The organism is Paractinoplanes rishiriensis, assembly GCF_016862375.1.
GTDB classification, from domain to species: Bacteria; Actinomycetota; Actinomycetes; order Mycobacteriales; family Micromonosporaceae; genus Actinoplanes; species Actinoplanes rishiriensis.
The window spans coordinates 1-21,958 of record NZ_BOMV01000117.1 but is presented as its reverse complement, the minus strand read 5'-3'; the positions used below and the strand labels follow the sequence as shown (position 1 = coordinate 21,958).

Genomic DNA, 21,958 nt, shown 5'->3' with positions numbered 1-21,958 from the left:
GCGTCGCCCTTCCTTCGGTCGGCGGCTTGCGCAGCTCCTCCCGGCTCGCCGCTTCCCTTCCGCGTTCTTCCGCCCAAGCCAACGACGCAAAGTGCGTAATGGATCGCAATCCGGCAGTAATTGGACGAAGCTTTGATATTGCTCACGTGGTCCGGTGCCGCGTCCGACAGGCGGCTGATGCGAACACTGAGTAACTGTGCAGATAGATCGAAAAATAGTTGAAGTTCGCAGGCAACTTTTTGGTCATTTAGCTGATCAAGGGCCATGTTTTTTCAAACCCGCAGGGGAAAGCGCATTCCTGGACGCGGGCCGGTAGTTGAGTCCATCGATCTCTCGTTTACTGTTCAAGCGTCGGACGCTCGCAGGGGGCGAGTTCCTCCACCGATACCGCCCCCACCGCGGACACGCGTAGTGACTTGTGCTCCCGTGCCCCGGTCAGCCCACCGGTCGCCCGACGCCCGCCCCCACAAGCCGGCCCCGACCGGCTCGTGCGACGAAAGCGAGATCGACTTGCTCGACAACCCGCCCAAGAACCGACGACGCCGGCTCGGCGTCGTCGCGCTCACGGCGCTCACCACCGCGGCGCTCGGCGCCGTCGGCGTGACCGTGGCCAACCAGGCCTCCGCCGCCAGCATCGACACCAACGCCTACTACGTGCTGCAGAACGCGAACAGCGGCAAGGTGCTCGAGGTCTACAACTTCTCCACCGCCGACGGCGCCAAGCTCAACCAGTGGGCCCGCAACGACGGCGACTGGCAGCAGTTCAAGTTCCTGGACATGGGTAGTGGCTTCTACCGCCTCCAGGTCAAGCACAGCGGCAAGGTCGTGAACATCTCCGGCTCGTCGACCGCCGACGGAGCCCAGGCCGTGGTCTCCAACGGCGACCGCAACGCGTACAGCCAGTACTGGAGCATCCAGGACATCAGCGGCAACATCCAGCTGATCAACCGGAACAGCGGTAAGGCCCTCGAGATCTTCGAGTGGTCCACCGCCGACGGCGGCAACGCCGTGCAGTACGCCGACATCAACGGTGCCAACCAGCAGTGGAAGCTGATCAAGATCGGCAGCAGCTCGGGTGGCGGCAGCGGCGGCGGCACCACCGGCCCGAACGCCCCGTGGCCGAGCGAGACCGGCAGCGTCAAGGTCAGCTCGACGACCAGCGTCTCCGGCACGTTCGACGGTGGCCTCAAGCGTTACTACGGCATCGGCGACGGCGGCCAGAGCGAGAGCCAGGACCCGATGTTCAAGCTGGCGAACGGCGCCACGCTGCAGAACGTCATCATCGGCGCGCCCGCCGGTGACGGCGTGCACTGCGACGGCTCCTGCACCCTGCGCAACGTCTGGTGGCTCGACGTGGGCGAGGACGCCGCGACCTTCCGCGGCAGCGGCTCGCCGACCTTCCTGGTCGACGGCGGCGGCGCCCGTTCCGCCACGGACAAGGTGTTCCAGCACAACGGTGCCGGCACGCTGACGATCCAGAACTTCCAGGTGTCGAACTTCGGCAAGCTGTACCGCTCCTGCGGCAACTGCTCGACCCAGTACAAGCGCACGGTGATCATCAAGAACACCAAGCTCACCGCGCCGGGTTCGTCGGTCGCCGGCATCAACACCAACTACGGTGACACCGCGACGTTCAGCGGCATCATCATCGTCGGTGACAGCTCCAAGAAGATCTCGATCTGTGACCGCTTCACCGGCAACAACAGCGGCAACGAGCCCACCAAGACCGGCTCCGGTGCCGACGGGACGTACTGCAAGTACTCGTCCTCGGACATCACGTACCAGTAAGTGGTTTTGATCTGATCGGGGTGTGCCCGGCTTCGGCCGAGCACACCCCGTGTTCTTTCTCAGGTTGAGACCCGGCCCGCCCGATGACGACGAGCATGGTCGGTCTTGCGCAGCGGGTGACCCCTCACCGAACTGCTCGCGCGCAGCCGCGAACAGCTGCGCGCGTCGGACCCCGAGGCGGCCCGGCACATCGCGTCCGCCGTGCTCGAGACCGGTGACGACCGGGCCCGCGCCGAGGCGAACGGTGAGCGTAGGGGTGGCGGCGGCCGGCGAGACGCCGCTGCTGGCGTTGGCCGACCAGCGCTTGTACGAGGCCAAGCACACCGGCCGCAACCGCGTCATCGGCGCGCTTTGACCTCCGTCGCTGCCTGGTCGCTGCGTCCGGACGGTAGCAGGGCGCTGCGTACCGCCTCGGCGAACCGGCGATTGCGCACCATCTCACCGGGTGGCACCCCCGCAGACTCCTCCGCAGCCATGATTTGCGTGAAGACCGGCAGGAGCTTCACCACCGCCCGCTCGGTCGCGCCGGGATCCCAGACGAGGTCGACCAGCCGGCGACACTGCTCGGCGGCCCGCCGCGGGTTCACGGCCAGCCGGTCCGGTCCCAGCAGCTGCCAGCGCAGTGCCGCCATGAGGTGATAGCGGGCGGGCCGGAATGCCGTCCCGATCCGTCGTGTTCGTAGCAGCCATTCGATGCGGTAATGCATGGCGGCAGCCGCGTAGTACGGGTCCGGCACGTGGTCCGGCTGGAACAACTCATCGCGGCGCTGCGTCGTCAGCTCCCGGTAATGGCCAACCTCCGACGGCGCTCCGAGGAACATGGCCGCGTACGCGCGGGTGAGTTGCGCACGGTTGATCACCCTGGTCTTCTCGACGTCCTGCCGGGTCGCGTACTGCTTGGACCGTCGTTCGTACCAGAGCCGCCGGGCGGGCTCCTGCGCGGCAAACCAGTCCTCCAGCCGTTTGTGGAAGTCCTCCCGGGAGGACAGATCGTCCTCGCTCACGGCGGTCTGTCGGTTGGTCGCCGCGATGATGCCGGCGATGACCTGCTCGTCCTCGCTGTGTACGACCCGCACGCTGATCTGCACCTCGTCGGACAGCCGGGACCGCTCGTCGAACAGCACATGGCAGGTCTGGCAGCCGTTGACCACCTGGAAGTCCCGGATGTGCACCTCGTCGCCGACGACGCGAAGATTGCGGGTGACAATGGTGACACCGTTGTTCAGCACCGCGAACCGGCGGTGCCCGTGTTCGTCGCGGACCGTATCGCGGATCTGGGCATTGACGCCGTTGTAGCCCTGGAAGTCCCGCACGTTCTCGTGGAACAGCGCCTTGCGGATATGCCCGGTCGGGTCGGTCAGCACCTTGGTCACAAGTTCCCGCGCGGACAGCAGGCCGAGCAGGGATTCCTCGACCCCCGGCATGCGGGGCAGCGAGATCTTCTTGGGCATCTCGAACGTCGCCGGGACGGCCTGGGTCGCCCGCTTGTACAGCTCGCACAGCTCGTCGCGGGTCACGCACCGGACCTCGACGGCGTCGAATCGTCCCGGGCGCATCAGGTTGCGTTCGGCCGATGCCGCCTTGCGGTGCAGCATCTCGGCCACCTGATTGCCGGTGGTGACATATCGGACGTGCAGACGAGGCCGGCCGCCGGAGAACTTGGCAATGTTGTGGTAGACCGCGTCGAGGCAGGCGCGCAGATTGCCGACGTCGGGCGACGCGGGATAGGGCAGTTCGCCGGTGCCGACCACATGGGTGAGGTTGTCCGCCAGGTCGGCGATCACCTTCGTCTCGAACTTCGGGCTGGTCTTGGCCTGCACCACGATGATGTGCACGTCCAGCTGCCGGGCCTGTTCCGTGGCTGCTCGCACGTCGGCCGCGTCGCGCAGCAGGACACCGTTGATCAGGATGCCGTACACATCGATGCCGTAGTCGTTGCCGCCGCCCATCCGGAAAACGTCCGGCGTGAAGTCGCTCTCGTAGAACGAGCTGAGCACGCAGAAGCCCGCGAACGCCTCGAACGCCTCGTCGGTCGCGAGCGCGTCGAGGTCGTGATCGGCCCGGAACTGTTTCACGAGGCCTTCGACGACGATGTCCATCCCTGCTCCTCGATACGTCGGCGGCGGCTCACGCCCGGGCGCGCGCCAGTACCTCTTCGGCGCTCAGTGCGCTTGCTGGGTGATACGACAGGCACATCGGAACGGCAACCTTGCGGAAGGGCGTTCCCTCGCCGACGGCGTAGAACTGGCCGGCTTCCAGACGCGAGATCTCGAGGACCGCGCTGCCCTTGGCCGCCGCGACCTCGCGCGCCGCGGCGATCTGGACCGGACTGTTCAGGAAGCCGTAGAACTGGGTCGCGGCGTTGCCGGTGATGCGGTTGTGGATGCCCTTCGGTGCCTGGGTTGCGAAAATCAGACCCAACCCGTATTTCCGGGCCTGGCTCGCCAGGGCGACGGTGCTCTCGGTGCAGGCCGTCATCGGCCCGGACGGTACGAATGTCTGCGCCTCGTCCATCACGAACAGCCCACCGAGCGGCCGGTCACCCGCCGGGTGTCGCTTAATCCAGGCGAACAGCGCCATTTGAAGCTGATTGACGAAGCTTTGCCGGTGCTCGTCGTTCGGCAGCCCGATGAGGCTCACGACGGAGATCCGGGCGCGTTTGCCCGGCGCGGGTGTCAATAGGACTGCTGGATCGAGCGTCTCGCCGTCGCCTCCGAACATCGGGTCGTTGACCATGGCTGCCCGGAGCGTCTCGGCCATGTCGGCGGCCAGTTCGCGCGCCCGGCCCAACGAGGCGGCGCCCTCCGGCAGACCGCCGAGCAGGTCGACGAAGCGGGACAGGCTCCCGTTCCGGGTTCGTGCGAAGTAATCCAGGGCTTGCCGAAGGACCGCGCGTCCACGGTCGGCCTTCGCGGTGTTCCCGGCCATCCGCGCTCGGGGGGCGAGCGCCGCGACGGCGGTGTCCAGGGCCAGGCCGAACTCGTCCGGATCGTCGACGACCGCAGAGAAGTCCGGCAGCGGCTGGAAACTGACCGGTCGTCCGGAGGTGCGCCGCGGCGTCCACACAACCACATCAGTCCCCGCCAGGTACCTCGTGGCCAGCGCGGCATCGCCCGGTCGCCATCTCTTCGGCGGTTCCGGCCAGGCGTCACCGAGCCGCGCCAGGTCGTTGTTCGGGTCCAGCACGATGGCCGAGACGCCGTGCAGCGCACACTCCTCGATCAGCCGCCGGATCAGCACGGTCTTGCCCGACCCGGAACCGGCGAAGATCACTGCATGCTTGCGAAGAGATTCGAGTGGCACACGTACAGGCAAGCCGGTCTCCGCCGTGGTCCCGAGGTCCAGGCTCGGGGCAGCGTCCGTGGCGGGCTCGGCGACCCGCTCTCCGATCGGCTCCGCCGCCACCGGTGAGCCGGCCGGCCCACCGGACGCGTCGGGCCCGGGCTGGCGGGCCTCGGCGTCGTCCGGTGGCGGCCCGAACACCTCGCTGAACAATGCGGTGTTCCCGGCCGGGCGCTGGGCCAGCAACCAGTCCGGCAGGGCCGGGTCGTGTTCCGCGAGCAGCGTCGCGAGCGCGGTGAAGGTCCGCAGATCGTCCGTCGACACCGTGGTCAGCACGCCGCCGCGATCGAGGAACTCCTGCTTCATACGCTTGCTGACCTCGCCGCTCGGCCACACCGGGTTGCGCAGCAGCACAGCCCGCCGCTTGGGGATCGCGGGATCGAGGTTGACGAAGTCGAGCAGCCGCCGGAGCCGGGCCTGCACCGCAATCGCGTTCCGGTGTGACAGCCCGCGGAACGACCAGTGCGCCTCGTCCTCGGTGTCCTCGTCCAGGGTCTCGAGCAGCCATGCGTGCATCGACGGGCGGCCGTCGCCACCGTCCTGGACGCTGTACCGGCCCCGGCGGTCACCCTGCTCGATGGTCCAGGCCTGCAGTCCGGCGACCAGCAGCCGGGACATCTCCCGGTCCTCAGTCGCCGGCGCCAGCGCGGCGTCGACCACCGCCTCCGTACGGAGCTGGGTGAACCGGTCGTCGAGAACCGTCAGATCGGTCGGCGGTGGCAAGGTCGACTCGGGAAGGTCGGGCTCGGTCAGGTCGGTAAGCAGCGTGACCTCGCCTGCTTTCAAGCACGCCTGCACGTGCCGGTCCACCCGCTGCAGCAGCCCGCGCGGAGTGAAGCCGGGAGCGTCGCGGAACGCCTCGGGGACCACCGGCCATGTCGGGAACGGCGGCTCGAAATCGGCGAGCTCGAAGAACGGTTCGAAGCGAGCGCTGACCAGCTTGACGGCGATCTCGGCCGACGGGATCCGGGAGAGGCGGGTCTCGGTCCGGAACCGGCCGCCGACCGAGGCGGTGGCGTTCCGCTCGATGAGCGTCCATGAGGTCGGCAGGCACGCCACCACCGTCACGGTTCGCCTCATTTCGTCGCGCATGTTCATCAGCCCGTCGCCGAGGTCGGCGGCCAGCGCGACCGGCTCGGACACCGCCGACCCGGAACCGTCATCGACCACAGATGTGCGTGCTTGGGCGAAGACTGGGTCGATCTGATCGACCGCGAACATCGCCGCACCGGTGCACGCGACCAGCCGGGAGATCTCCCCGGCCACCTGTTGCGGCGGCTTGACGGTGGTGGGCACGCCCCAGCGTTCCAGCCCGATCGAGGTCTCCTCCTGCGCTGAGGTGAGCCAGTTCTCCGCCAGGTCGTTGGCCTCCTCCTCGGCCGAGGCCAGCATGACCAGCGCCCGGAGCGTATGCCGGCACTCGCGGCCCACCTCCGGCGCAGCCCGGCGGAATGCCGAGACGAAGTGATCGAGCGCCTCGGGTGTCAGCCGATTTGCACCGCGCACCCGCAGGCGCAGGTCATTGGATATCCCGGCGATCTCCGCGAGCCGTTCTAGAAGCACTGCAAGTTGCGGGTGCCGATAAGATCCATTCCGATACAGGCCGCGCAGGAGAGCCGAGACCACGTTCGGCCAGAAAGTCTTGCCGTCGGCTATTCCCATCAGGAAGAAATAGCCGCCGCGGAGCTGGACCTCTTCCCGGGCCCACCGGATAAGGTGCGTCTTTCCCGCCCCGTGCCGGCCCTGCACGACCAAGCCGACCGGACAGCCCCCGTTGCTCGCATCGGCTGTTTCATAGGCGCGGACGACCGCGGCGCCGACGTCGCGGTTCAGCCCGTCGATGTGGAAGTCGAGCCGGGACCAGACGTCGTCCTGGGTTGGTGCCCAGTCAAGCCGGCGTAGTTCTTCGAGTGCCCGTCGCTCGCGCGGGTCGATCATGAGGGGCCGATCGTGATCAGATGCATGTCCTCTCCGCCGAGCGCTATCGCGGCCGCCTTCGCCCGGTCGCTCAGCGCCTTCCGGTTCGGATCTGGTTCGAGCTGGATCGCCCGCTGCCGGTCCAGGTCCAGGAGAGCCATGTCGACCTCCTTCCGGGGGATGTCCGTCAGAGCGTCGCGGAGCCGGGCGAGGCTGACCAGTGCACCGGGTTGGCCGGCCAGTTCCTGGTACGCCTGCCGGATCCGGTCGTCCACGGAGAGCGGCCCGGGATCCCGGACGGCGAAGACGTCCGAGAGCTGGTATCCGTTTTTGATCATCGCGGCGTCGAGGTGGCGGAACGTTCCGTAGAGCAGGTGCCAGGCGGGGCCCACCACGCCCTTCGGCGGCGTTGACGTCAACTCTTCGCGGGCACGAATCCAGCCCTGCTCAGTCAGCTCGTGGAAGATCGCCCTGCGGAGCCCTCTTTTCCAGGTAATCAGTTTCTCGGCAGTCAATTGATCACGCGTGGCTTTCTTGATCGTGACGCGATACAGCTTTTGAAGATCGGGATTGGAGGCTTCGGTCACGTGCAACATGAGGGCGACCAAGGCCTGCCGGGCAGGCGTATCGAGGACAACAGACATGATGATGATCTTCCGATTCGGGGGTGCGGTCCGGGCGCTGTCGCAATGAGCATCATTGCGGCAGCGAGGAATTACCGCGAGCCCCCGAAAGTCCCAGGCATTCCTGGCCTGGTGTCCGGTAGCCGATATTCGTGGCATGTGGAGCAAAGGTTGACATCACGCGCTAGCAGGTCAGCACCGCTCAGCCACGCTCCACCGGACGGCCGGCGCCGCCTGCGACCAGGGTGGCGCTATATCGCGGAGCCAGTGGGCTGCTCGGTCCGCTCGATGCTGATGCGGCGGGTGGTCTGGCCCCCGTCCGGGCGGACCTCGTAGGCGGTCGGTGGGCCGGACCGGGGCCACACCACGCCCACCACCGTGGCCGCGCCGATGCGGGCGCCCGGTGCATGACCCTCGTACGGCGCCACCAGCAGCGCGTCCAGGATGTGCCGGACGCCCGGCATCGAGCCTCGCAGGCTCACCTCGCGCAATTCGCGGCCCAGCACCAGCGCCGTCTGCCGGGCCCGCTGGTCGGTGCCCGCCTCGCCGGCCGCGATCATTGCCTCGATCCTGGTCCACAGGAGCCAGCGGTCGTCGTCGAGCAGCAGGCGGGCGGCACGATCGACGGCGGCGCAGGTGATGTCGACGGCTGTCTCCTCGCCCAGGTCGGCTACCCAGGCCAGCTCGTCGGCGGCGGGCAGCAGGTCAGGGGACTCGTGGGCCAGTACGGCGTAGAGCATGCCCAGGATGGTCTGCCGGTCGCGGCCGTCGTAGAGCGGGCCGGCCGGGGTGTGCATGCGGGGGAAGCGGGCGGCCAGGTGGGCGGCGCGGCCCAGGGGGAGGTCGGCGGCCTCGCGGGTGTCGCGGACGCGGGCGTGGAACGGGCGTTGTTCGCGATGGGCGAACAGCCACGCGCGGTGCTCGTCGGCGAGCAGGCGCGCGGCCACCGAGTACGCCACGCCGAGCTGTCTGGCCAGGGCGCGGATGGCGCGGCGGCGGGCGCGGTCGGGTACGGAGCGGCGGCGTTCGGCGGTGGTCATCGCGGTCCTCCCTCCCGGTCATGGTAGGGCCGGCGGTCCGGGTTCGTTGTACCCTGGACGGGCAGCGCGCCTGCACGAGCGTAGCGAGGTCACCCACGCGGGCCCCGCCCCGACGCCAAGAGTCACCGACTCAGCGCACGTCATCCTCCTCCGTGTTTCCGTACGCACGCGTGCGTCTGTCGGGCGGGGTGCGTGGGGCCGCGCCGCGAGGACGTGAGTGTCGTGTTCGAACGGTTCACCGACCGTGCCCGCCGCGTTGTCGTCCTGGCCCAGGAAGAGGCCCGGATGCTCAACCACAGCTACATCGGCACCGAGCACCTGCTGCTCGGGCTGATCCACGAGGGCGAGGGTGTCGCCGCCAAGGCTCTGGAGAGACTCGGCATCTCGCTGGACGGGTGCCGCCATCAGGTCGAGCAGATCATCGGCCAGGGTCAGGAGGCGATCGGCGGGCACATCCCGTTCACGCCCCGGGCCAAGAAGGTGCTGGAGCTGTCGCTGCGCGAGGCCCTGCAGCTCGGCCACAACTACATCGGCACCGAACACATCCTGCTCGGGCTCATCCGGGAGGGCGAGGGGGTGGCTGCTCAGGTGCTGGTCAAGCTGGGTGCGGAGCGCAATCGCGTACGGCAACAGGTCCTTGAACTTCTGTCCGGTCAGCCCGGGGCGACGGAGCCCGCGCCGGCGACGACGCCGACGTCGACGCTGCTCGACCAGTACGGCGAAAACCTGACCCAGCGCGCCCGGGACGGCCGGCTCGACCCGGTCGTGGTGCGCGAGCGTGAGATCGAACGGGTCACCGTGGTGCTGTCCTGCCGGACCAAGAACAACCCGGTCCTGATCGGCGAGCCGGGCGTCGGCAAGACCACCGTGGTCGAGGGCCTGTGCCAGCTGATCGTCCAGGACGAGGTGCCGCCGTCGCTGCGGGCCAAGCAGGTCTACAGCCTCGACCTGGCCTCGCTGGTGGCCGGTTCGCGCTACCGCGGCGACTTCGAGGAGCGGCTCAAGAAGGTCGTGAAGGAGTGCCGCACCCGGGGCGACATCATCCTGTTCATCGACGAGATCCACACGCTGGTGGGGGCCGGCGCCGCCGAGGGCGCGATCGACGCGGCCTCGATCCTCAAGCCGCTGCTGGCGCGGGGCGACCTGCAGACCATCGGCGCCACCACGACCGCCGAGTACCGCAAGTACTTCGAGAAGGACACCGCGCTGGCCCGTCGCTTCCAGGCCGTGCCGATCGACGAGCCCACCCAGGCCCAGGCCGTCCGAATTCTGCAGGGCTTGAAACAGCGGTACGAGGCACACCACCGCGTCACCTACAGCGATGCGGCGCTGGCAGCCGCGGTGACCCTGGCCGGCCGGTACGTGGCCGACCGTTTCCTGCCGGACAAGGCCATCGACCTGATCGACGAGGCCGGTGCCCGGATGCGGATCGGCAGCCTCCCCGACCAGCGGGCGGTGCGGCTGCGCCGGGACAAGGAGGCGGCGATCGACGCGCAGGACTTCGAACGCGCCGCCGAGCTGCGCGACCAGGAGAAACAACTGGCCGACGGGCCGGACCCGGTGGTCGGCGACGAGCAGATCGCCGCGGTGCTGGGCGCCTGGACCGGCATCCCGGTGCAGCGGCTGACCGAGGAGGAGACGTCCCGGCTGCTGCTCATGGAGGAGGAACTGCACAAACGGGTGGTCGGGCAGCAGGATGCGGTCGCCGCGGTGGCGCGGGCCATCCGGCGTACCCGGGCCGGTTTGAAAGATCCTCGGCGGCCCTCCGGCTCCTTCATCTTCGCCGGACCGTCCGGCGTCGGTAAGACCTCGCTGGCGAAGGCGCTGGCGGAGTTCCTGTTCGGCTCCGAGGAGGCGCTGATCCAGCTGGACATGTCCGAGTTCCACGACCGCTACACGGTGTCCCGGCTGGTCGGCGCCCCGCCCGGGTACGTGGGCCACGAGGAGGGCGGCCAGCTGACCGAGAAGGTGCGGCGCAAGCCGTTCTCGGTGGTGCTGTTCGACGAGATCGAGAAGGCCCACCCCGACGTCTTCAACACGCTGCTCCAGATCCTGGAGGACGGCCGGCTCACCGACGGTCAGGGCCGGGTGGTCGACTTCAAGAACACGGTGATCGTGCTGACCACCAACCTGGGCACGACGTTCACCGCGGCGGTGGGCTTCGGTTCCGGGACCGGCCCCGACCGGGTCGGCGAGGCGCTGAAGCAGCACTTCCGCCCCGAGTTCCTCAACCGGATCGACGACACGATCGTGTTCCCGCAGCTCACGGCGGCCGAGATGCGCCAGATCGTGGACCTGATGGTGGCCGCGATCGCGGCCCGGCTGAGCGACCGCGACATCCACCTGGAACTGACGTCCCAGGCCCGCGACTATCTGGCCCGCAAGGGCTTCGATCCGGCGTACGGTGCGAGGCCGCTGCGCCGCGTCATCCAGCGCGAGGTGGAGGATGCCCTGGCCGAGCGGATCCTGCTGGCGGAATTGGGTCCGGGTCAGCACGTGCTGATCGACTGTGAGGGGGAGGAGTTGGTCTTCCGCGAGCCCGCCGCGGTTTAGCCCCCCGGTGCCGCGGCCGGCCGGCCGCGGCACCCGCCACCGTCTGGAGCAGGGCCAGCACGACCAGCATGGCCAGGCTGGCCCGCCACGCGCCGGTCCGCTCGGCCAGGACGCCGGCCGCCACCGGGCCGGTCGCCGCGAACAGGTAGCCCAGCGACTGCGCCATCCCGGACAGGCGGGTGGTCTCGCCGGCGGTGCGCCCGCCCAGGCTGATGAAGGTCAGGGCGGTGACCAGCGCGGCACCCTGGCCCAGGCCGGCCACCCCGGCCCACAGCACCGCCAGGCCGGGCGCCGCCAGCAGGCCGAGCACCGCGACCAGCACCGGCAGGCTCGCCACGACCGCGCCCAGGGTGCGGCGGTCGTCGTGGCGCAGCAGCAGCGGGATGGCCAGGCCGCCGAGGATGCCCATGCCCTGGAACAGGAACAGGTGCAGGCCGGCGGTGCGCTCCGGCACGCCGTTCGCGATCTCGATGGTGGGCAGCCAGGTGACCAGGACGTAGAAGCTGGTCGACTGGAGGCCCATGAACGCGGTGATCAGCGAGGCCCGGGGCTGGCGCCAGATGCTGCCGGTGGCTTCCGGGGCGCCGGTGGTGAGCACTGTCGGCGCGCGGCTGCGGGGGAGCCAGGCGGCGGCCACCAGCAGGGCCAGCAGCGACCAGACTGCCAGCGACAGGCGCCAGCTGGCGAGGCCCGAGATCGGCACGGCGACGGCCGAGGCGGTGGCCGCCGCCAGGGTCATGAACGCGGTGTAGACGCCGGTGGCGCGCGAGACGTTCGCGGCGAAGTCGCGCTTCACGATCGCCGGGACCAGGACGTTGCCGACCGCGATGGCGCAACCGATCACCAGGGTGCCCAACCACAAACCCCAATGTCCGGTGTACGAGCGCAGCACGCCGCCCGCGGCCAGGACGAGCAGCGCGGCCAGCACCGCCCGTTCCGAGCCGAGCCGTCCAGCGAACCGGTGCACCTGGGGCGAGATCAGCGCGAACGCCAGCAGCGGCAGCGCCCCGAGCAGACCCTGGGCCGCCTCGCCGAGCCCCTCGTCGGCGCTGATCTGGGGCAGCACCGGGCCCACCGCGGTGATCGCCGGACGCAGACAGAGCGCGACGAGAAAGATCGCGGCGGCGGGCATGAGCCTCCCCATCGGCAAGTTGACCTGCGTCGAGGCTAGCCCGGTGCCGAACGGCCGGCGCCCCGGAGGAACGCCGGCCGTGAGTTGACTACTTGGGGATGGCGGTGCCGTGCCGGCAGCCGGAGCAACCCACCTGGGTCAGGCTCGTCCAGGTGTTGAGGTCGGAGCTGGTTGCGGTCCACACGCCCTGGCCGGTGCTGTAGCGGTCGACGTAGATGCGCCAGCGGCCGTCGTCCAGGCGGACCAGGGACGGGCCCTCGTAGCCGGAGCTGAACAGCCGGCCCCGGTTGACCCAGCCCTCGAGCAGGTTGGCCGTGGTGGTCCAGTGCTCGATGTACTTGCCGGTCTCGTCCTTGGTGAAGGCGTGCCAGGTGCTGCCGGACTTCACCACGAACGTGTCGATGTGGTTGGTGCCCAGGCCCCACATCTGCTGCGGGCCGCTCCACGACGTCAGCGCGGTGTTCTGCGCGGTGTATACGTACGGTCGGAAGCAGTTCGAGCAGGTGGTGGCCGCGACGCTGGTGATGATGCGGACCGTGCTGCCCTCGACGTAGAACTCCGGAGCCCAGGTGAACCGGGTGTTCGCGATGCCCGACGGGATGCTCGCGATGTTGGTCCAGCTGGTCAGGTTGGTGCTGGTCGCGACGTTGAAGTAGGTGGAGTTCGTGGTCCACGACTGCACCGTGTACGCGATGTAGTAGCGCCCGTTGTACTTCAGGATGCTCGGGTCGCGCAGCACCCCGGTGGTGCCCCGGTAGTTGGTGTCGGACAGCACGCTGTAGCTGGTGCCGCCGTTGGTCGACTGGTAGACCCACAGTTCCTGGTCGGCGGCGCCGTCGCCCTTGAACGTGGTGTAGACGAGCGTGGTCGCGGCCGAGGCCGGTCGGGGGATGGCCAGGGCGCCGATGACCATGAGCAGGACAACGGCGAGCCGGCGGAGTTTTGTGATCATGCGGTCACTCCGTCGATCTGGAGGGTCTGCACGGAGGCAGCGGGGAACGCCAGGCTGACCGACTTGCCGTTCAGGGAAACGTCAGTCCGGCGGGTGTAGCGGTCCGCCGCGGCCGGCACGGTGGTCCAGCGGGTCACGCCGCCGGTCACCGTCGCGAACGCGGACAGGTCGAACGTGTACGTCTGGGCGGCGCCGGTGTTGACCGCCACGATGATCAGGCGCCGGTTCGCCGCGTCGTAGGCGGCCACCGCGCTGCCGTTCTCGGTGTTGAGGATCCGCATGCCGGGCCGGATGTGCCGGGTGAACTGGGCCAGCACGTAGTACTTCGGCTCGACCACGCCCGCCGTGCCGGTGCTGCCGTTGTAGCGGATCACGCCCCAGCCGGCGGTCGGATCCATCACCTGCCAGTAGACCCAGGCCGTGGGGTGCAGCCAGGTCCAGTCCAGGCAGAGGTTCTTGGCCAGGGTGATGCCGGTGCCGTCGCCGTCGCCGGTCTCCGAGTTCCAGAGGACCTTGCCGGCCGCGCGGACGTCGTTGTAGAGCAGGTCGCGCCGCCCGCCACTGCCCTGGTAGCCGTGCACGTTCACCTGGCGTACCAGGCCCTTGGTTGTTGCATCAAAGCTGTTCCAAGTCGTCCTGGCGAGGTCGTAGCTGGTCTCGTCGGAGGCCGAGAGCGCCACCCCGGACAGGCCCTGGTTGTTCAGCTCGGTGCGCAGGTGGGCCAGGATCGTGCGCTGGATGCCCGCGTCGATGTGGCAGCCCTCCTGGGTGCCGGTCGCGGTCCACCAGTTCGACGACGGCTCGTTGAACGGGTCGACGGTCCGGAAGTTCACGCCCCAGCTGTCCCGGGCCCGGCGCGCGGTCACCGCGAGGTGGTACGCGTGCTGCTGGTAATTCCAGGACTGCAGGTTGTTGCCGCCGCCGGACGCCCCCGACGGGTTGTGGTTGGCGCACATCCACCACATCGGCGAGTTCGCGAACAGCTCGCTCATCGCGCCCCGCTGGGTGGCCTTGACCAGGGCGGCCCGCTGGTTGGCGTCGACGTTCCAGTTCCACGCCGACGAGTTCGGGTCGGTGTTGTTCCAGTCCTGCCAGAAGCCGGCGATCTGCTTGAACGACGGGATGTTCGGCGACGCCACCATGCTCTCGCCGTTCACCGCGTTCCAGCTGCACGCGCCCAGGTTGTAGCGGGCGATGTTCATGCCGAGGCCGGGCAACGTGGCACCGTTGTAACCGACCGCGTTGAGCGTGAAGAAGATGTCGGCGAAGTCGTCCCGGTTGCCGAACACGTTCGCCCACCAGGCCAGCGATGTACCCCAGCCCTCCCAGGCGCCGAAGTCGGCGCTGGGCCGGACCGCGATGGTGGCGTCCGCCCGGGCGGGGCCGCCGGGCAGTAGACCACCGGCGACGGCGGCTCCCGCGGCGGCGCCGAGTACGGCTCTCCGTGTGACCATTCCCGTTCTCCTCGGTAAGAAGCTCGAAACAAGTTCGTAGCATTGAGAACGTTCACATAGAAGGTGCCTGATGTCCAGGGGTTCTTCCAAGGGTTACGGAAAGACCCTCCTGAGTGGCTGCGGCGGCGTTGCCCGTTTGCCCCACTCGTGCGGGTAACCGAGGGAAACCTCCTCGAAGCGCACCCCGTCGTACTCGGTCGTCCGCGGGATGTGCAGGTGGCCGTAGACCGCGACCGCTGCCCGGAACCGGAGGTGCCAGTCCGCGGTCAGGTCGGTGCCGCACCACTGGGCGAACTCCGGGTACCACAGCACGTCGGTCGGCTGCCGCACCAGCGGCCAGTGACTGACCAGCACGGCCGGCAGATCCGGATCAAGGGCCGCCAGGCGTTGCTCGGTCTGGGCGATCCGGTCGCGGCACCAGAGTTCTTTGTGGGGGTACGGGTCGGAGTGCAGCACCATCTCGTCGGTGCAGACAATGCCGGTCCGGTACGCGTACTTGAGCGATTCCTCCTTGCTGTCCTGCCCCGGCATCCGCCACGAGTAGTCGTACAGCTGAAAGATCGGCACCACCACGGCCGGCCCGCCCGCGCCGCGCCACACCGCGAAGTCGTCCTCGGGCGTGAGCACGTCGATTCGCCGGCACATCTCGACCAGCGCCTGATAACGCTCCACTCCGCGCACCTGCAGCGGGTCAGCCGGCAACGTCCACAGTTCGTGGTTGCCCGGCGCCCAGATCACCCGCGCGAACCGCTCCCGCAGCAGCCGCAGGCACCACTCGATGTCGGTCGACAGGTCGGCGACGTCCCCCGCCACGATCAACCAGTCGTCCCCCGACTCCGGCACCAGTTCTTCGACGATGCGCCGGTTCTCCGGCCGCGAGACATGCAGGTCACTGGTGGCAAACAGAGAGGCGCTCACGATCACCAGTAAACCGGTCCGCGACCGCACCACCCGGCATGCGGGTGGCGGACCACCATCCCAGCCCCGGCCCGTCCAGCCCCGGCCCGTCCAGCCCCGGCCCGTCCAGCCCCGGCCCGTCCAGCCCCGGCCCATCCCACCCCGGCCCGTCTCAGCCCCGGCCCTCCCTCCCAGCTGCGGCCCCGCCGTCCCAGCACGCGGCCATACCGTCCCGCGATGCGGCAACCCACCCGGAACAAATCCGACAACCACCGCTTTAACCGGGCGCGGAGGTGGGGTCGGGGCGGGGTTCGCCGGTGAGCAGCGCAGCGATCCCGGCCCGGACGATCGAGCCGACACTCGCCGCCGTCTGGCGGTGGTCGCGCCCCGGCCCGAGGAGCGCCGTCCGGCAGATCTGCCGATCAACGGGCGGAATGCGCGATATGCGGTTCTGGCGGCTCGGGCCGGCGCCTCTCGGGAACGCCGTTGTGGTGCGGCGCGACGATGCGTAGCCCGTCTCCGCTCAGAACGCGCGCAGCACGTCCAGGACCGCGGCGTACGGGTGGCACCGGGCGTCACCCCGGCGTGCCTGGTCGGCGATGGTCAGCACGAAGCCGCGCACGTCGGGCAGCGCCGCGGCGATCTCGCCGACGTTAGCCGGGGTGAAGTCGAGGCCGACCAGCAGCGGGTACTTGCGGGCCAGGTCGTTGAGGTCGTCGATCTGGAATTCGTCGTCGAACTCCGGGGCCCGGTCGCGCAGGAACGCCCACGAGTCGCGGTATTCGGTGAGCACGTCGGCCTGGAACAGTGCGGCGTCCAGGCCGGGCGTGTCGGTGTAGCGGCTGAGCACCCAGCCCGGGTCGTCGTCGTGGGCGATCTCGACACCGCCGTACACGATTCCGGCCCCGGCGTCGCGCACCGCGGCCCGGACCTCCGCGGGCGGCACCACCCCGATGATCGGCTGGACCAGCGTGGCGCCGGTCTCGGCGATGACGTCGCGGACCCGCTCGGCGTCGCGCAGCTCCATGACCAGGACCAGCCCGGCCCGGCGCAGCTCCCGCCCGATCGCGGCGGCCTCCAGGACGGTCACCGCCCGGTCGTCGGCGAACCGCGGATCGGTCGCCAGCTGCACACCGACCAGCCCGGCGCCGAGCGCCTCGACCTCCCGGGCCTCACCCGCCGAGCGCACCCGGTCGACCTTGATCAGCTTATTCGTCATAGCGCACCACATTCCCGCCCAGATCGTCGGCGCCCCGGAAGTCGCCCGGGATGACCCAGGTCTTGCCGGCCGTACTCGTGGAGATCTTCCAGTATGCGGAGCCCTCCGGTGTGTGCCGGCCACCGCCCGGGTGCACCTGGATGTTGGTGATCTCGGGATGACCGGCGACCCGCACCTGCACGGCGTTGCCCGAGGTGCCCTTCTTGGTGCTCTGCTCGACGGTCGCGTCGTAGCCGGCGGCCCGGAACTGGTCGGCGATGTCCTGTGCGGACCGGCCCGCCACCGAGGTGGGGTCGCCGGCGATGCCGTCCACGAACGCCCGCGCCGCCGGATCGGGCGTCGTGGTGCCGGCGGTCTGCGGCCCGTCCTCGCCGCCGGCCGCCGGTTGCCCGCCGGTGCCGCCGTCGGCGGTGGAGCGTCCCCGCGCCGCGACGTCCGACACGATGTTTTCCTGTCCCTCGACGTCGGCGGCCCGGCCGCCGCCCGGTTGCCGGTTGCGCGCGGCATCGGGGGAGTCGCTGTCCCCGTCGCCGCCGCCCGGCCGTGATCGCGCCATCTGGGTCCCCGTTGTGATCGACGTCGGTGCGGATCGTAGCGATCGCGCGCACCATGGTCGGATGTCGACGGTGGAGATCCGATCGCTGCGGGCGGACGACCCGGAACCGATGGCGGCGGCGTTCGCGGCCGTCGGGTGGTTGGGCAAGAACGTGGCGCAGTACCGGCGGTACCTCGTGGAGCAGGAGACCGGCAGCCGGGCGGTGTTCGTGGCCGGCGTGCGCGGCGGGTTCGCCGGATACCTGACCGTGGTCTGGCACAGCGCCTACGCGCCGTTCGGGGTGGCCGAGATCCCGGAGATCGTGGATCTGAACGTCCTGCCCTCGTTCCGGCGGCGGGGGATCGGCTGGGCGCTGATGGATGCGGCCGAGAGGCTGATCGGCGCCCGGTCGGACACCGCCGGGATCGGCGTGGGGCTGACCGCCGACTACACCGCCGCGCACCTGATGTACCTGCGCCGGGGCTACCTGCCGGACGGGCGCGGGCTGGCCTACCGGGGCGTGCCCTGCCGGCACGGCGCCTCGGTGCGGGTCGGCGACGATCTCGCGCTCATGATGACCCGGCCGCTCCGGTAGTTCGGCGGAAGCGCTGACGGGCGGGCCAACTTGCGACATTCTGCGCAAGTGGCGCAAAGTTCTGGGTTGCGGAGGGACGAGGCCGAGCGCGGCGTGGAGGACCGGCTGGCCACGACCGTAAGCGCGTACCCGGGACTGCGGGTGGTGACGGTGCCGGCCCAATTCCTGCGCCTGCCCGACTTCGCGACCGCAGCCGGCGGGCAGCGGGTGCTCCGCGGCGGCCGGCTGCCCGAGGTGGGTGACGCCGCCGACGACGTGTTCGGGTCGGTGGCCGAACTGTGGCGCGACGCCGGCTGCCGGGTCGAGGACGCCGCGGGGCTGGACGGGCGGCTGCTGGTGGTGCACGACCCGGCCGGCTACCTGCTGACCCTCACCCGGCACGGCGCCGACGACCCGATCCTGGCCGTGGCCTCGCCGCCGCTGCCGGTCCCGTACCTGGACCGGAGCCTGCTCGGCGGGCTGGCCACCGGCCTCGCGGTCGGCTGCCTGGGCCCGTGCGTGTCGTCGGCCGGCCCGTCCTGGGTGCTGCCGGCGCTGGCCGGCTCGCCGGTCATGTACTGGGCCTGGGTGCCGCTGTTCGCCCTGGTCGCGGGCGTGTGCCTGTACCGGCCGGAGACCCGGCGGTTCGGCGCCGGGCTGCTGGCCGGCGGCGGCATCCTGGGCCTCGCGGTGGCCGCACTCTTCGGCGGCTAGCTTAGGCGGCGGCCTCGGCCTCGATCTCCTGGCGGGTGGCCCGGCGGCGGCCGCCGCCGAGCATCTTGGTGTCCCGCTTGGCCTCGTACATGGCCGCGTCGGCGCCGCGCATCAGCTCGTCGTAGTCCGCCGCGTCGTCCGGGAACAGGGCGATGCCGACGCTGCCGCCGACCCGCACCTCCTCGCCGTCGACGGTGAACGGCTCGCGCAGCCGGTTCACGATCCGGTCGGCCACGTTGGTGGCGACCTCCTCGTCCGGGTCGCGGGTGAGCAGGATGGCGAACTCGTCGCCGCCGAGGCGGGAGACCACGTCGCAGTCGCGGACCGCGCCGAGCAGCCGCTTGGCCACCTGCTGCAGCAGCATGTCGCCGGCCTGGTGCCCGGCGGTGTCGTTGACCTGCTTGAAGCCGTTGAGGTCGAGCAGCATGAGCGCCGCCCGGGTGCCGGTGCCGGCCGCCTGCTCGACGGCCATCTCGGCGCGCTGGAGCAGGAACGAGCGGTTCGGCAGGCCGGTCAGCGAGTCGTGGAACGCCTGGTGGCTGAGTTGTGCGACGTGCGCCTGAGCCGCCTGGCGCATGCCGGCGCTGTCCACGATCAGGGCGCCCTCGACCGACAGTTGCTCGGCCAGGATGCGGTCCCGGCTGGTCCAGTCCCGGGTGCCGCAGGCGTCGCCGCACAGGATCATGCCGACCGCGCCTTCGCCGCCGGAGAGCATGGGCATGGCGATGTACGACTTGAGGCCCATCTGCTTGATCAGCCCGCCCGGCCGGGTCTGTGCTGTGGCGGCGTCGCCGACCAGGGCCGGCTTGCCACCCGCGACGGCCCGCCACACCGGCGACTCGGCGGCTGGCTGGCCGACCAGGCTACGGAGCTTCGCGTCGCCCTCCGGGAAACCGACGCTGTGCACGTACCGGATGATGCCCAGCTGGTCCACCAGATAGAGCGCGCCGAACTCGGTGCGGAAGGCCTCCGCGGCGGAAGCCGCGAGAATCTGGCCGGCCGCCTCGACCGTGGTCGCCTCCATGCCCTGCTCGAACAGCCGCCGGATGGTGCCGGAGACGTGCGAGAGGAACTGCCGCTGCTTCTCGGCGGCCAGGCCCTGCAGGGTGGTGGCGAAGTGCAGGGCGAGGGTGGCCAGCGTGGGCGGGCGCAACTCGGCCAGTCCGGTGCCGGTGAGCAGCAGCACGCCGACGGTCTGCCCGCCGATACGCAGCCGGATCGCCATCTTCTCGCCGTCGACCAGCGGCGCCGCACCGGCCGCCTGGCGGAACACCTTGCCGGCGGTGAGCATGTCGCGGTTGCCCGCCGGTCCGAACCGGGCCGTGGGGTTGAGCAGGCCGGTCTCCGAGTCGAGCTCGAAGACCGTGGCGGCGGTCAGCCCGCCGGCCCGGCTCAGGTGCGGCTCGGTCAGGTCGAGCACGTGCTGCACCGACGGGGTGTCCTTGGTCATGAACGCGACGAGTTCGGCCATCAGGACGTCTTGCGCATCCTCGATGTCTTCGTGCGCTACGGACATGCCGAGGACCGCACCGGTCGGCCGCACCCCACTGCTCACGCTCATGGCCATATGAGTCGGCAGCCGGGTCCCCGGGTTGAGGCTCGAGCGCCGGGAAACTAGACCGGGCTCTGACTCTGTTGCTCGCGGGCCTCGGCCACCGACGCCATCAGGTCGTCCCACTCCTCGTCGGGGCGGAAATCCGGCAGCGCGATCCGCCGGGCGGCGCTGGCATACGAATATTCCCACCAGGCGGCCACCCGGACCGGCCACAGGCCGACCCGGGTGGCGCCGCGCAGGAAGCAGCGGTGCGCCAGCAGGGTGGCGGCCAGTGTCTCCGGGTCGAGGGCCGGGTCGTCGATCGCCTTGCCGAGGGCGCGCACGTCGCGGTGCATCTCGGAGTAGGCGATCAGGCCGGGCATCGCCGGCACCCGGAACGCGGCGCCGGGGGCGAGCACGCTGTCGGCGTACGTGGGCGTGAAAACCAGGTCACCGACGGTGACAATCAGCGGGACCACCTCGCGGCCACGCTTGATGTCCAGCTGAACGGCCGGTTTCTTGGTCGGGACAAAGACGTCGTTTGCCTCTATAACGTCGTCCGGATCCAAACTCGCGGTGTCTCCCAGCTCCGGGACGTGGATGTGCAGCAAACCCCGGCGTATCGTCGCCTCTACGCCCGGGACCTCGGCCAACGCCTCCGTGAGCTGGTAACTCAGCATGGGTCCGTTATAGGCCACCGGGGCCAGTCCCTACGGGGGCCGGGTAAACAAATGTTTCTGTGTGGTGTCTGAGTGATTGCGGTGGGAGCGCTCCCATGTAATGCTCTACGGACAGCCGGGGAGCGATGCCCCTCGATGCGGTTCCCGGCTGATCCCCCTGGCGCCAGGGAGCGCCGTCGCATGTCTCGAGGAGCCACCACATGAGACCTCGCTTCACCCGCGGGATGACCGCGGCCGCTGCTTTCGCACTCGTGGCTGGGGCCGGCATTGCCGTCGCTACCAGCGCGAGCGCGGCCGCCGGCTGTTCGGTCAACTACACGGTCAATCAATGGAGCAGTGGATTCACCGCCAACGTGACCGTCACCAACCTGGGTGACCCGATCTCCGGCGGCTGGAACCTGACCTGGGCCTACGCTGGCAACCAGCAGGTCACCCAGGGCTGGAACGCCACCATCACCCAGACCGGCCAGAACGTCCGGGCGGTCAACCCCGGCTGGTCGTCTTCGATCGCCACCAACGGCACCGTCAACTTCGGCTTCAACGCCAACTACTCGGGCTCGAACGCGGCGCCGACCTCGTTCTCGCTCAACGGCACCGCCTGCAACGGCAGCGTCCCCACCACGGGGCCGACCACCGGTCCGACCACGCCGCCCACCACCGGTCCGACCACGCCGCCGACCACCGGCCCGACCGGTAACCCGTCGGCCCGGGTGGACAACGCGTACGCCGGTGTCCGTGGTTACGTGAACCCGGAGTGGAAGGCCAAGGCCGAGTCGGTCTCCGGCGGTAACCGAGTTTCGAACAACCCGACCGCGGTGTGGATCGACCGGATCGCCGCGATCGAGGGCACCGATAACAGCAGCTCGAACGGTTCGATGGGCGTGCGGGACCACCTGGACGCCGCGCTGGCGCAGGGTGCCGGCTACATCCAGTTCGTGATCTACAACCTGCCCGGCCGGGACTGTGCCGCGCTCGCCTCCAACGGCGAGCTCGGCCCGAACGAC

General features: G+C 69.8%; 17 protein-coding genes and 1 pseudogene. 5 read left to right on the top strand and 13 right to left on the bottom strand.

All coding sequences use genetic code 11. The features are described from left to right. Window positions 1–266 (bottom strand): hypothetical protein (locus tag Ari01nite_RS47250; RefSeq protein ID WP_203791046.1); only part of this gene is annotated, 266 nt, incomplete at its 3' end. 244 nt (window positions 267–510) lie between these two features. Here Ari01nite_RS47250 and Ari01nite_RS47245 point away from each other — a divergent pair. After that, window positions 511–1,788: a pectate lyase gene (locus Ari01nite_RS47245; protein ID WP_203791045.1), complete on the top strand. Its 1,278-nt coding sequence runs from the start codon at window positions 511–513 to the stop codon at window positions 1,786–1,788. A gap of 338 nt (window positions 1,789–2,126) precedes the next feature. Here Ari01nite_RS47245 and Ari01nite_RS47240 read toward each other — a convergent pair whose 3' ends face one another. The 4 genes from Ari01nite_RS47240 to Ari01nite_RS47225 all read right to left on the bottom strand — a co-directional run bounded on the left by Ari01nite_RS47240 (window position 2,127) and on the right by Ari01nite_RS47225 (window position 8,710). Further along, window positions 2,127–3,887: an AIPR family protein gene (locus Ari01nite_RS47240; RefSeq protein WP_203791044.1), complete on the bottom strand. Its 1,761-nt coding sequence runs from the start codon at window positions 3,885–3,887 to the stop codon at window positions 2,127–2,129. A gap of 28 nt (window positions 3,888–3,915) precedes the next feature. Beyond that, window positions 3,916–7,068, bottom strand: a complete 3,153-nt coding sequence (locus Ari01nite_RS47235; protein ID WP_203791042.1) for an ATP-binding protein — start codon at window positions 7,066–7,068, stop codon at window positions 3,916–3,918. Then, window positions 7,065–7,691, bottom strand: coding sequence for a hypothetical protein (locus Ari01nite_RS47230; RefSeq protein ID WP_203791040.1), 627 nt, complete (start codon window positions 7,689–7,691; stop codon window positions 7,065–7,067). Before Ari01nite_RS47230 ends, Ari01nite_RS47235 begins: the two co-directional genes overlap by 4 nt. A 230-nt stretch (window positions 7,692–7,921) precedes the next feature. Further along, on the bottom strand, window positions 7,922–8,710 hold the full coding sequence (locus Ari01nite_RS47225) for a hypothetical protein (protein ID WP_203791039.1): 789 nt from the start codon (window positions 8,708–8,710) through the stop codon (window positions 7,922–7,924). A 222-nt stretch (window positions 8,711–8,932) separates the two neighbouring features. Between Ari01nite_RS47225 and Ari01nite_RS47220 the strand changes: the two genes are divergently transcribed. After that, window positions 8,933–11,263 carry an ATP-dependent Clp protease ATP-binding subunit gene (locus tag Ari01nite_RS47220; protein WP_203791048.1) on the top strand — a complete coding sequence of 777 codons (2,331 nt, stop codon included), beginning with the start codon at window positions 8,933–8,935 and terminating at the stop codon, window positions 11,261–11,263. A gap of 148 nt (window positions 11,264–11,411) precedes the next feature. Here Ari01nite_RS47220 and Ari01nite_RS50665 read toward each other — a convergent pair. The 6 genes and pseudogenes from Ari01nite_RS50665 to Ari01nite_RS47195 all read right to left on the bottom strand — a co-directional run. Then, window positions 11,412–12,395, bottom strand: a pseudogene (locus tag Ari01nite_RS50665) (MFS transporter); the annotation flags it as partial. Between the two features lie 88 nt (window positions 12,396–12,483). Then, window positions 12,484–13,347: a family 43 glycosylhydrolase gene (locus Ari01nite_RS47215; RefSeq protein ID WP_203791038.1), complete on the bottom strand. Its 864-nt coding sequence runs from the start codon at window positions 13,345–13,347 to the stop codon at window positions 12,484–12,486. Continuing rightward, window positions 13,344–14,801 (bottom strand): glycoside hydrolase, encoded by a 1,458-nt coding sequence (locus Ari01nite_RS47210; RefSeq protein WP_203791037.1) that lies wholly within the window; start codon window positions 14,799–14,801, stop codon window positions 13,344–13,346. Before Ari01nite_RS47210 ends, Ari01nite_RS47215 begins: the two co-directional genes overlap by 4 nt. Window positions 14,802–14,894: 93 nt before the next feature. Continuing rightward, on the bottom strand, window positions 14,895–15,719 hold the full coding sequence (locus Ari01nite_RS47205; RefSeq protein WP_239163641.1) for a metallophosphoesterase family protein: 825 nt from the start codon (window positions 15,717–15,719) through the stop codon (window positions 14,895–14,897). 502 nt (window positions 15,720–16,221) lie between these two features. Then, complete coding sequence (locus tag Ari01nite_RS47200) at window positions 16,222–16,917, bottom strand: beta/alpha barrel domain-containing protein (RefSeq protein ID WP_203791035.1); 696 nt, start codon at window positions 16,915–16,917, stop codon at window positions 16,222–16,224. After that, window positions 16,907–17,473: a hypothetical protein gene (locus tag Ari01nite_RS47195; protein ID WP_203791034.1), complete on the bottom strand. Its 567-nt coding sequence runs from the start codon at window positions 17,471–17,473 to the stop codon at window positions 16,907–16,909. Before Ari01nite_RS47195 ends, Ari01nite_RS47200 begins: the two co-directional genes overlap by 11 nt. 61 nt (window positions 17,474–17,534) lie before the next feature. On the opposite strand from Ari01nite_RS47195, the gene Ari01nite_RS47190 reads away from it, so the two are divergent. Together Ari01nite_RS47190 and Ari01nite_RS47185 are read left to right on the top strand one after the other, a co-directional pair. Then, on the top strand, window positions 17,535–18,047 hold the full coding sequence (locus Ari01nite_RS47190; RefSeq protein ID WP_203791032.1) for a GNAT family N-acetyltransferase: 513 nt from the start codon (window positions 17,535–17,537) through the stop codon (window positions 18,045–18,047). Between the two features lie 66 nt (window positions 18,048–18,113). Further along, window positions 18,114–18,740 carry a hypothetical protein gene (locus tag Ari01nite_RS47185; protein ID WP_203791030.1) on the top strand — a complete coding sequence of 209 codons (627 nt, stop codon included), beginning with the start codon at window positions 18,114–18,116 and terminating at the stop codon, window positions 18,738–18,740. 1 nt (window position 18,741) lies between these two features. Here Ari01nite_RS47185 and Ari01nite_RS47180 read toward each other — a convergent pair whose 3' ends face one another. Then, the gene (locus tag Ari01nite_RS47180; protein WP_239163640.1) at window positions 18,742–20,301 is read right to left on the bottom strand and encodes a sensor domain-containing diguanylate cyclase; all 1,560 of its coding nucleotides are present in this window, start codon (window positions 20,299–20,301) and stop codon (window positions 18,742–18,744) included. Window positions 20,302–20,354: 53 nt separating this feature from the next. Then, the gene (locus Ari01nite_RS47175; protein ID WP_203791028.1) at window positions 20,355–20,954 is read right to left on the bottom strand and encodes a hypothetical protein; all 600 of its coding nucleotides are present in this window, start codon (window positions 20,952–20,954) and stop codon (window positions 20,355–20,357) included. Between the two features lie 200 nt (window positions 20,955–21,154). Here Ari01nite_RS47175 and Ari01nite_RS47170 point away from each other — a divergent pair. Further along, window positions 21,155–21,958: cellulose-binding domain-containing protein (locus Ari01nite_RS47170; RefSeq protein ID WP_203791025.1), on the top strand; the 804-nt coding region annotated here is incomplete at its 3' end.

What these genes read in the sequence shown, in the direction of transcription:
- Ari01nite_RS47240 (WP_203791044.1), bottom strand. Translation starts at nt 3,887, where the DNA reads ATGGACATCGTCGTCGAAGGCCTCGTGAAACAGTTCCGGGCCGATCAC.
- Ari01nite_RS47235 (WP_203791042.1), bottom strand. Translation starts at nt 7,068, where the DNA reads ATGATCGACCCGCGCGAGCGACGGGCACTCGAAGAACTACGCCGGCTT.
- Ari01nite_RS47230 (WP_203791040.1), bottom strand. Translation starts at nt 7,691, where the DNA reads ATGTCTGTTGTCCTCGATACGCCTGCCCGGCAGGCCTTGGTCGCCCTC.
- Ari01nite_RS47225 (WP_203791039.1), bottom strand. Translation starts at nt 8,710, where the DNA reads ATGACCACCGCCGAACGCCGCCGCTCCGTACCCGACCGCGCCCGCCGC.
- Ari01nite_RS47215 (WP_203791038.1), bottom strand. Translation starts at nt 13,347, where the DNA reads ATGATCACAAAACTCCGCCGGCTCGCCGTTGTCCTGCTCATGGTCATC.
- Ari01nite_RS47210 (WP_203791037.1), bottom strand. Translation starts at nt 14,801, where the DNA reads ATGGTCACACGGAGAGCCGTACTCGGCGCCGCCGCGGGAGCCGCCGTC.
- Ari01nite_RS47200 (WP_203791035.1), bottom strand. Translation starts at nt 16,917, where the DNA reads ATGACGAATAAGCTGATCAAGGTCGACCGGGTGCGCTCGGCGGGTGAG.
- Ari01nite_RS47195 (WP_203791034.1), bottom strand. Translation starts at nt 17,473, where the DNA reads ATGGCGCGATCACGGCCGGGCGGCGGCGACGGGGACAGCGACTCCCCC.
- Ari01nite_RS47190 (WP_203791032.1), top strand. Translation starts at nt 17,535, where the DNA reads ATGTCGACGGTGGAGATCCGATCGCTGCGGGCGGACGACCCGGAACCG.
- Ari01nite_RS47180 (WP_239163640.1), bottom strand. Translation starts at nt 20,301, where the DNA reads ATGAGCGTGAGCAGTGGGGTGCGGCCGACCGGTGCGGTCCTCGGCATG.
- Ari01nite_RS47175 (WP_203791028.1), bottom strand. Translation starts at nt 20,954, where the DNA reads ATGCTGAGTTACCAGCTCACGGAGGCGTTGGCCGAGGTCCCGGGCGTA.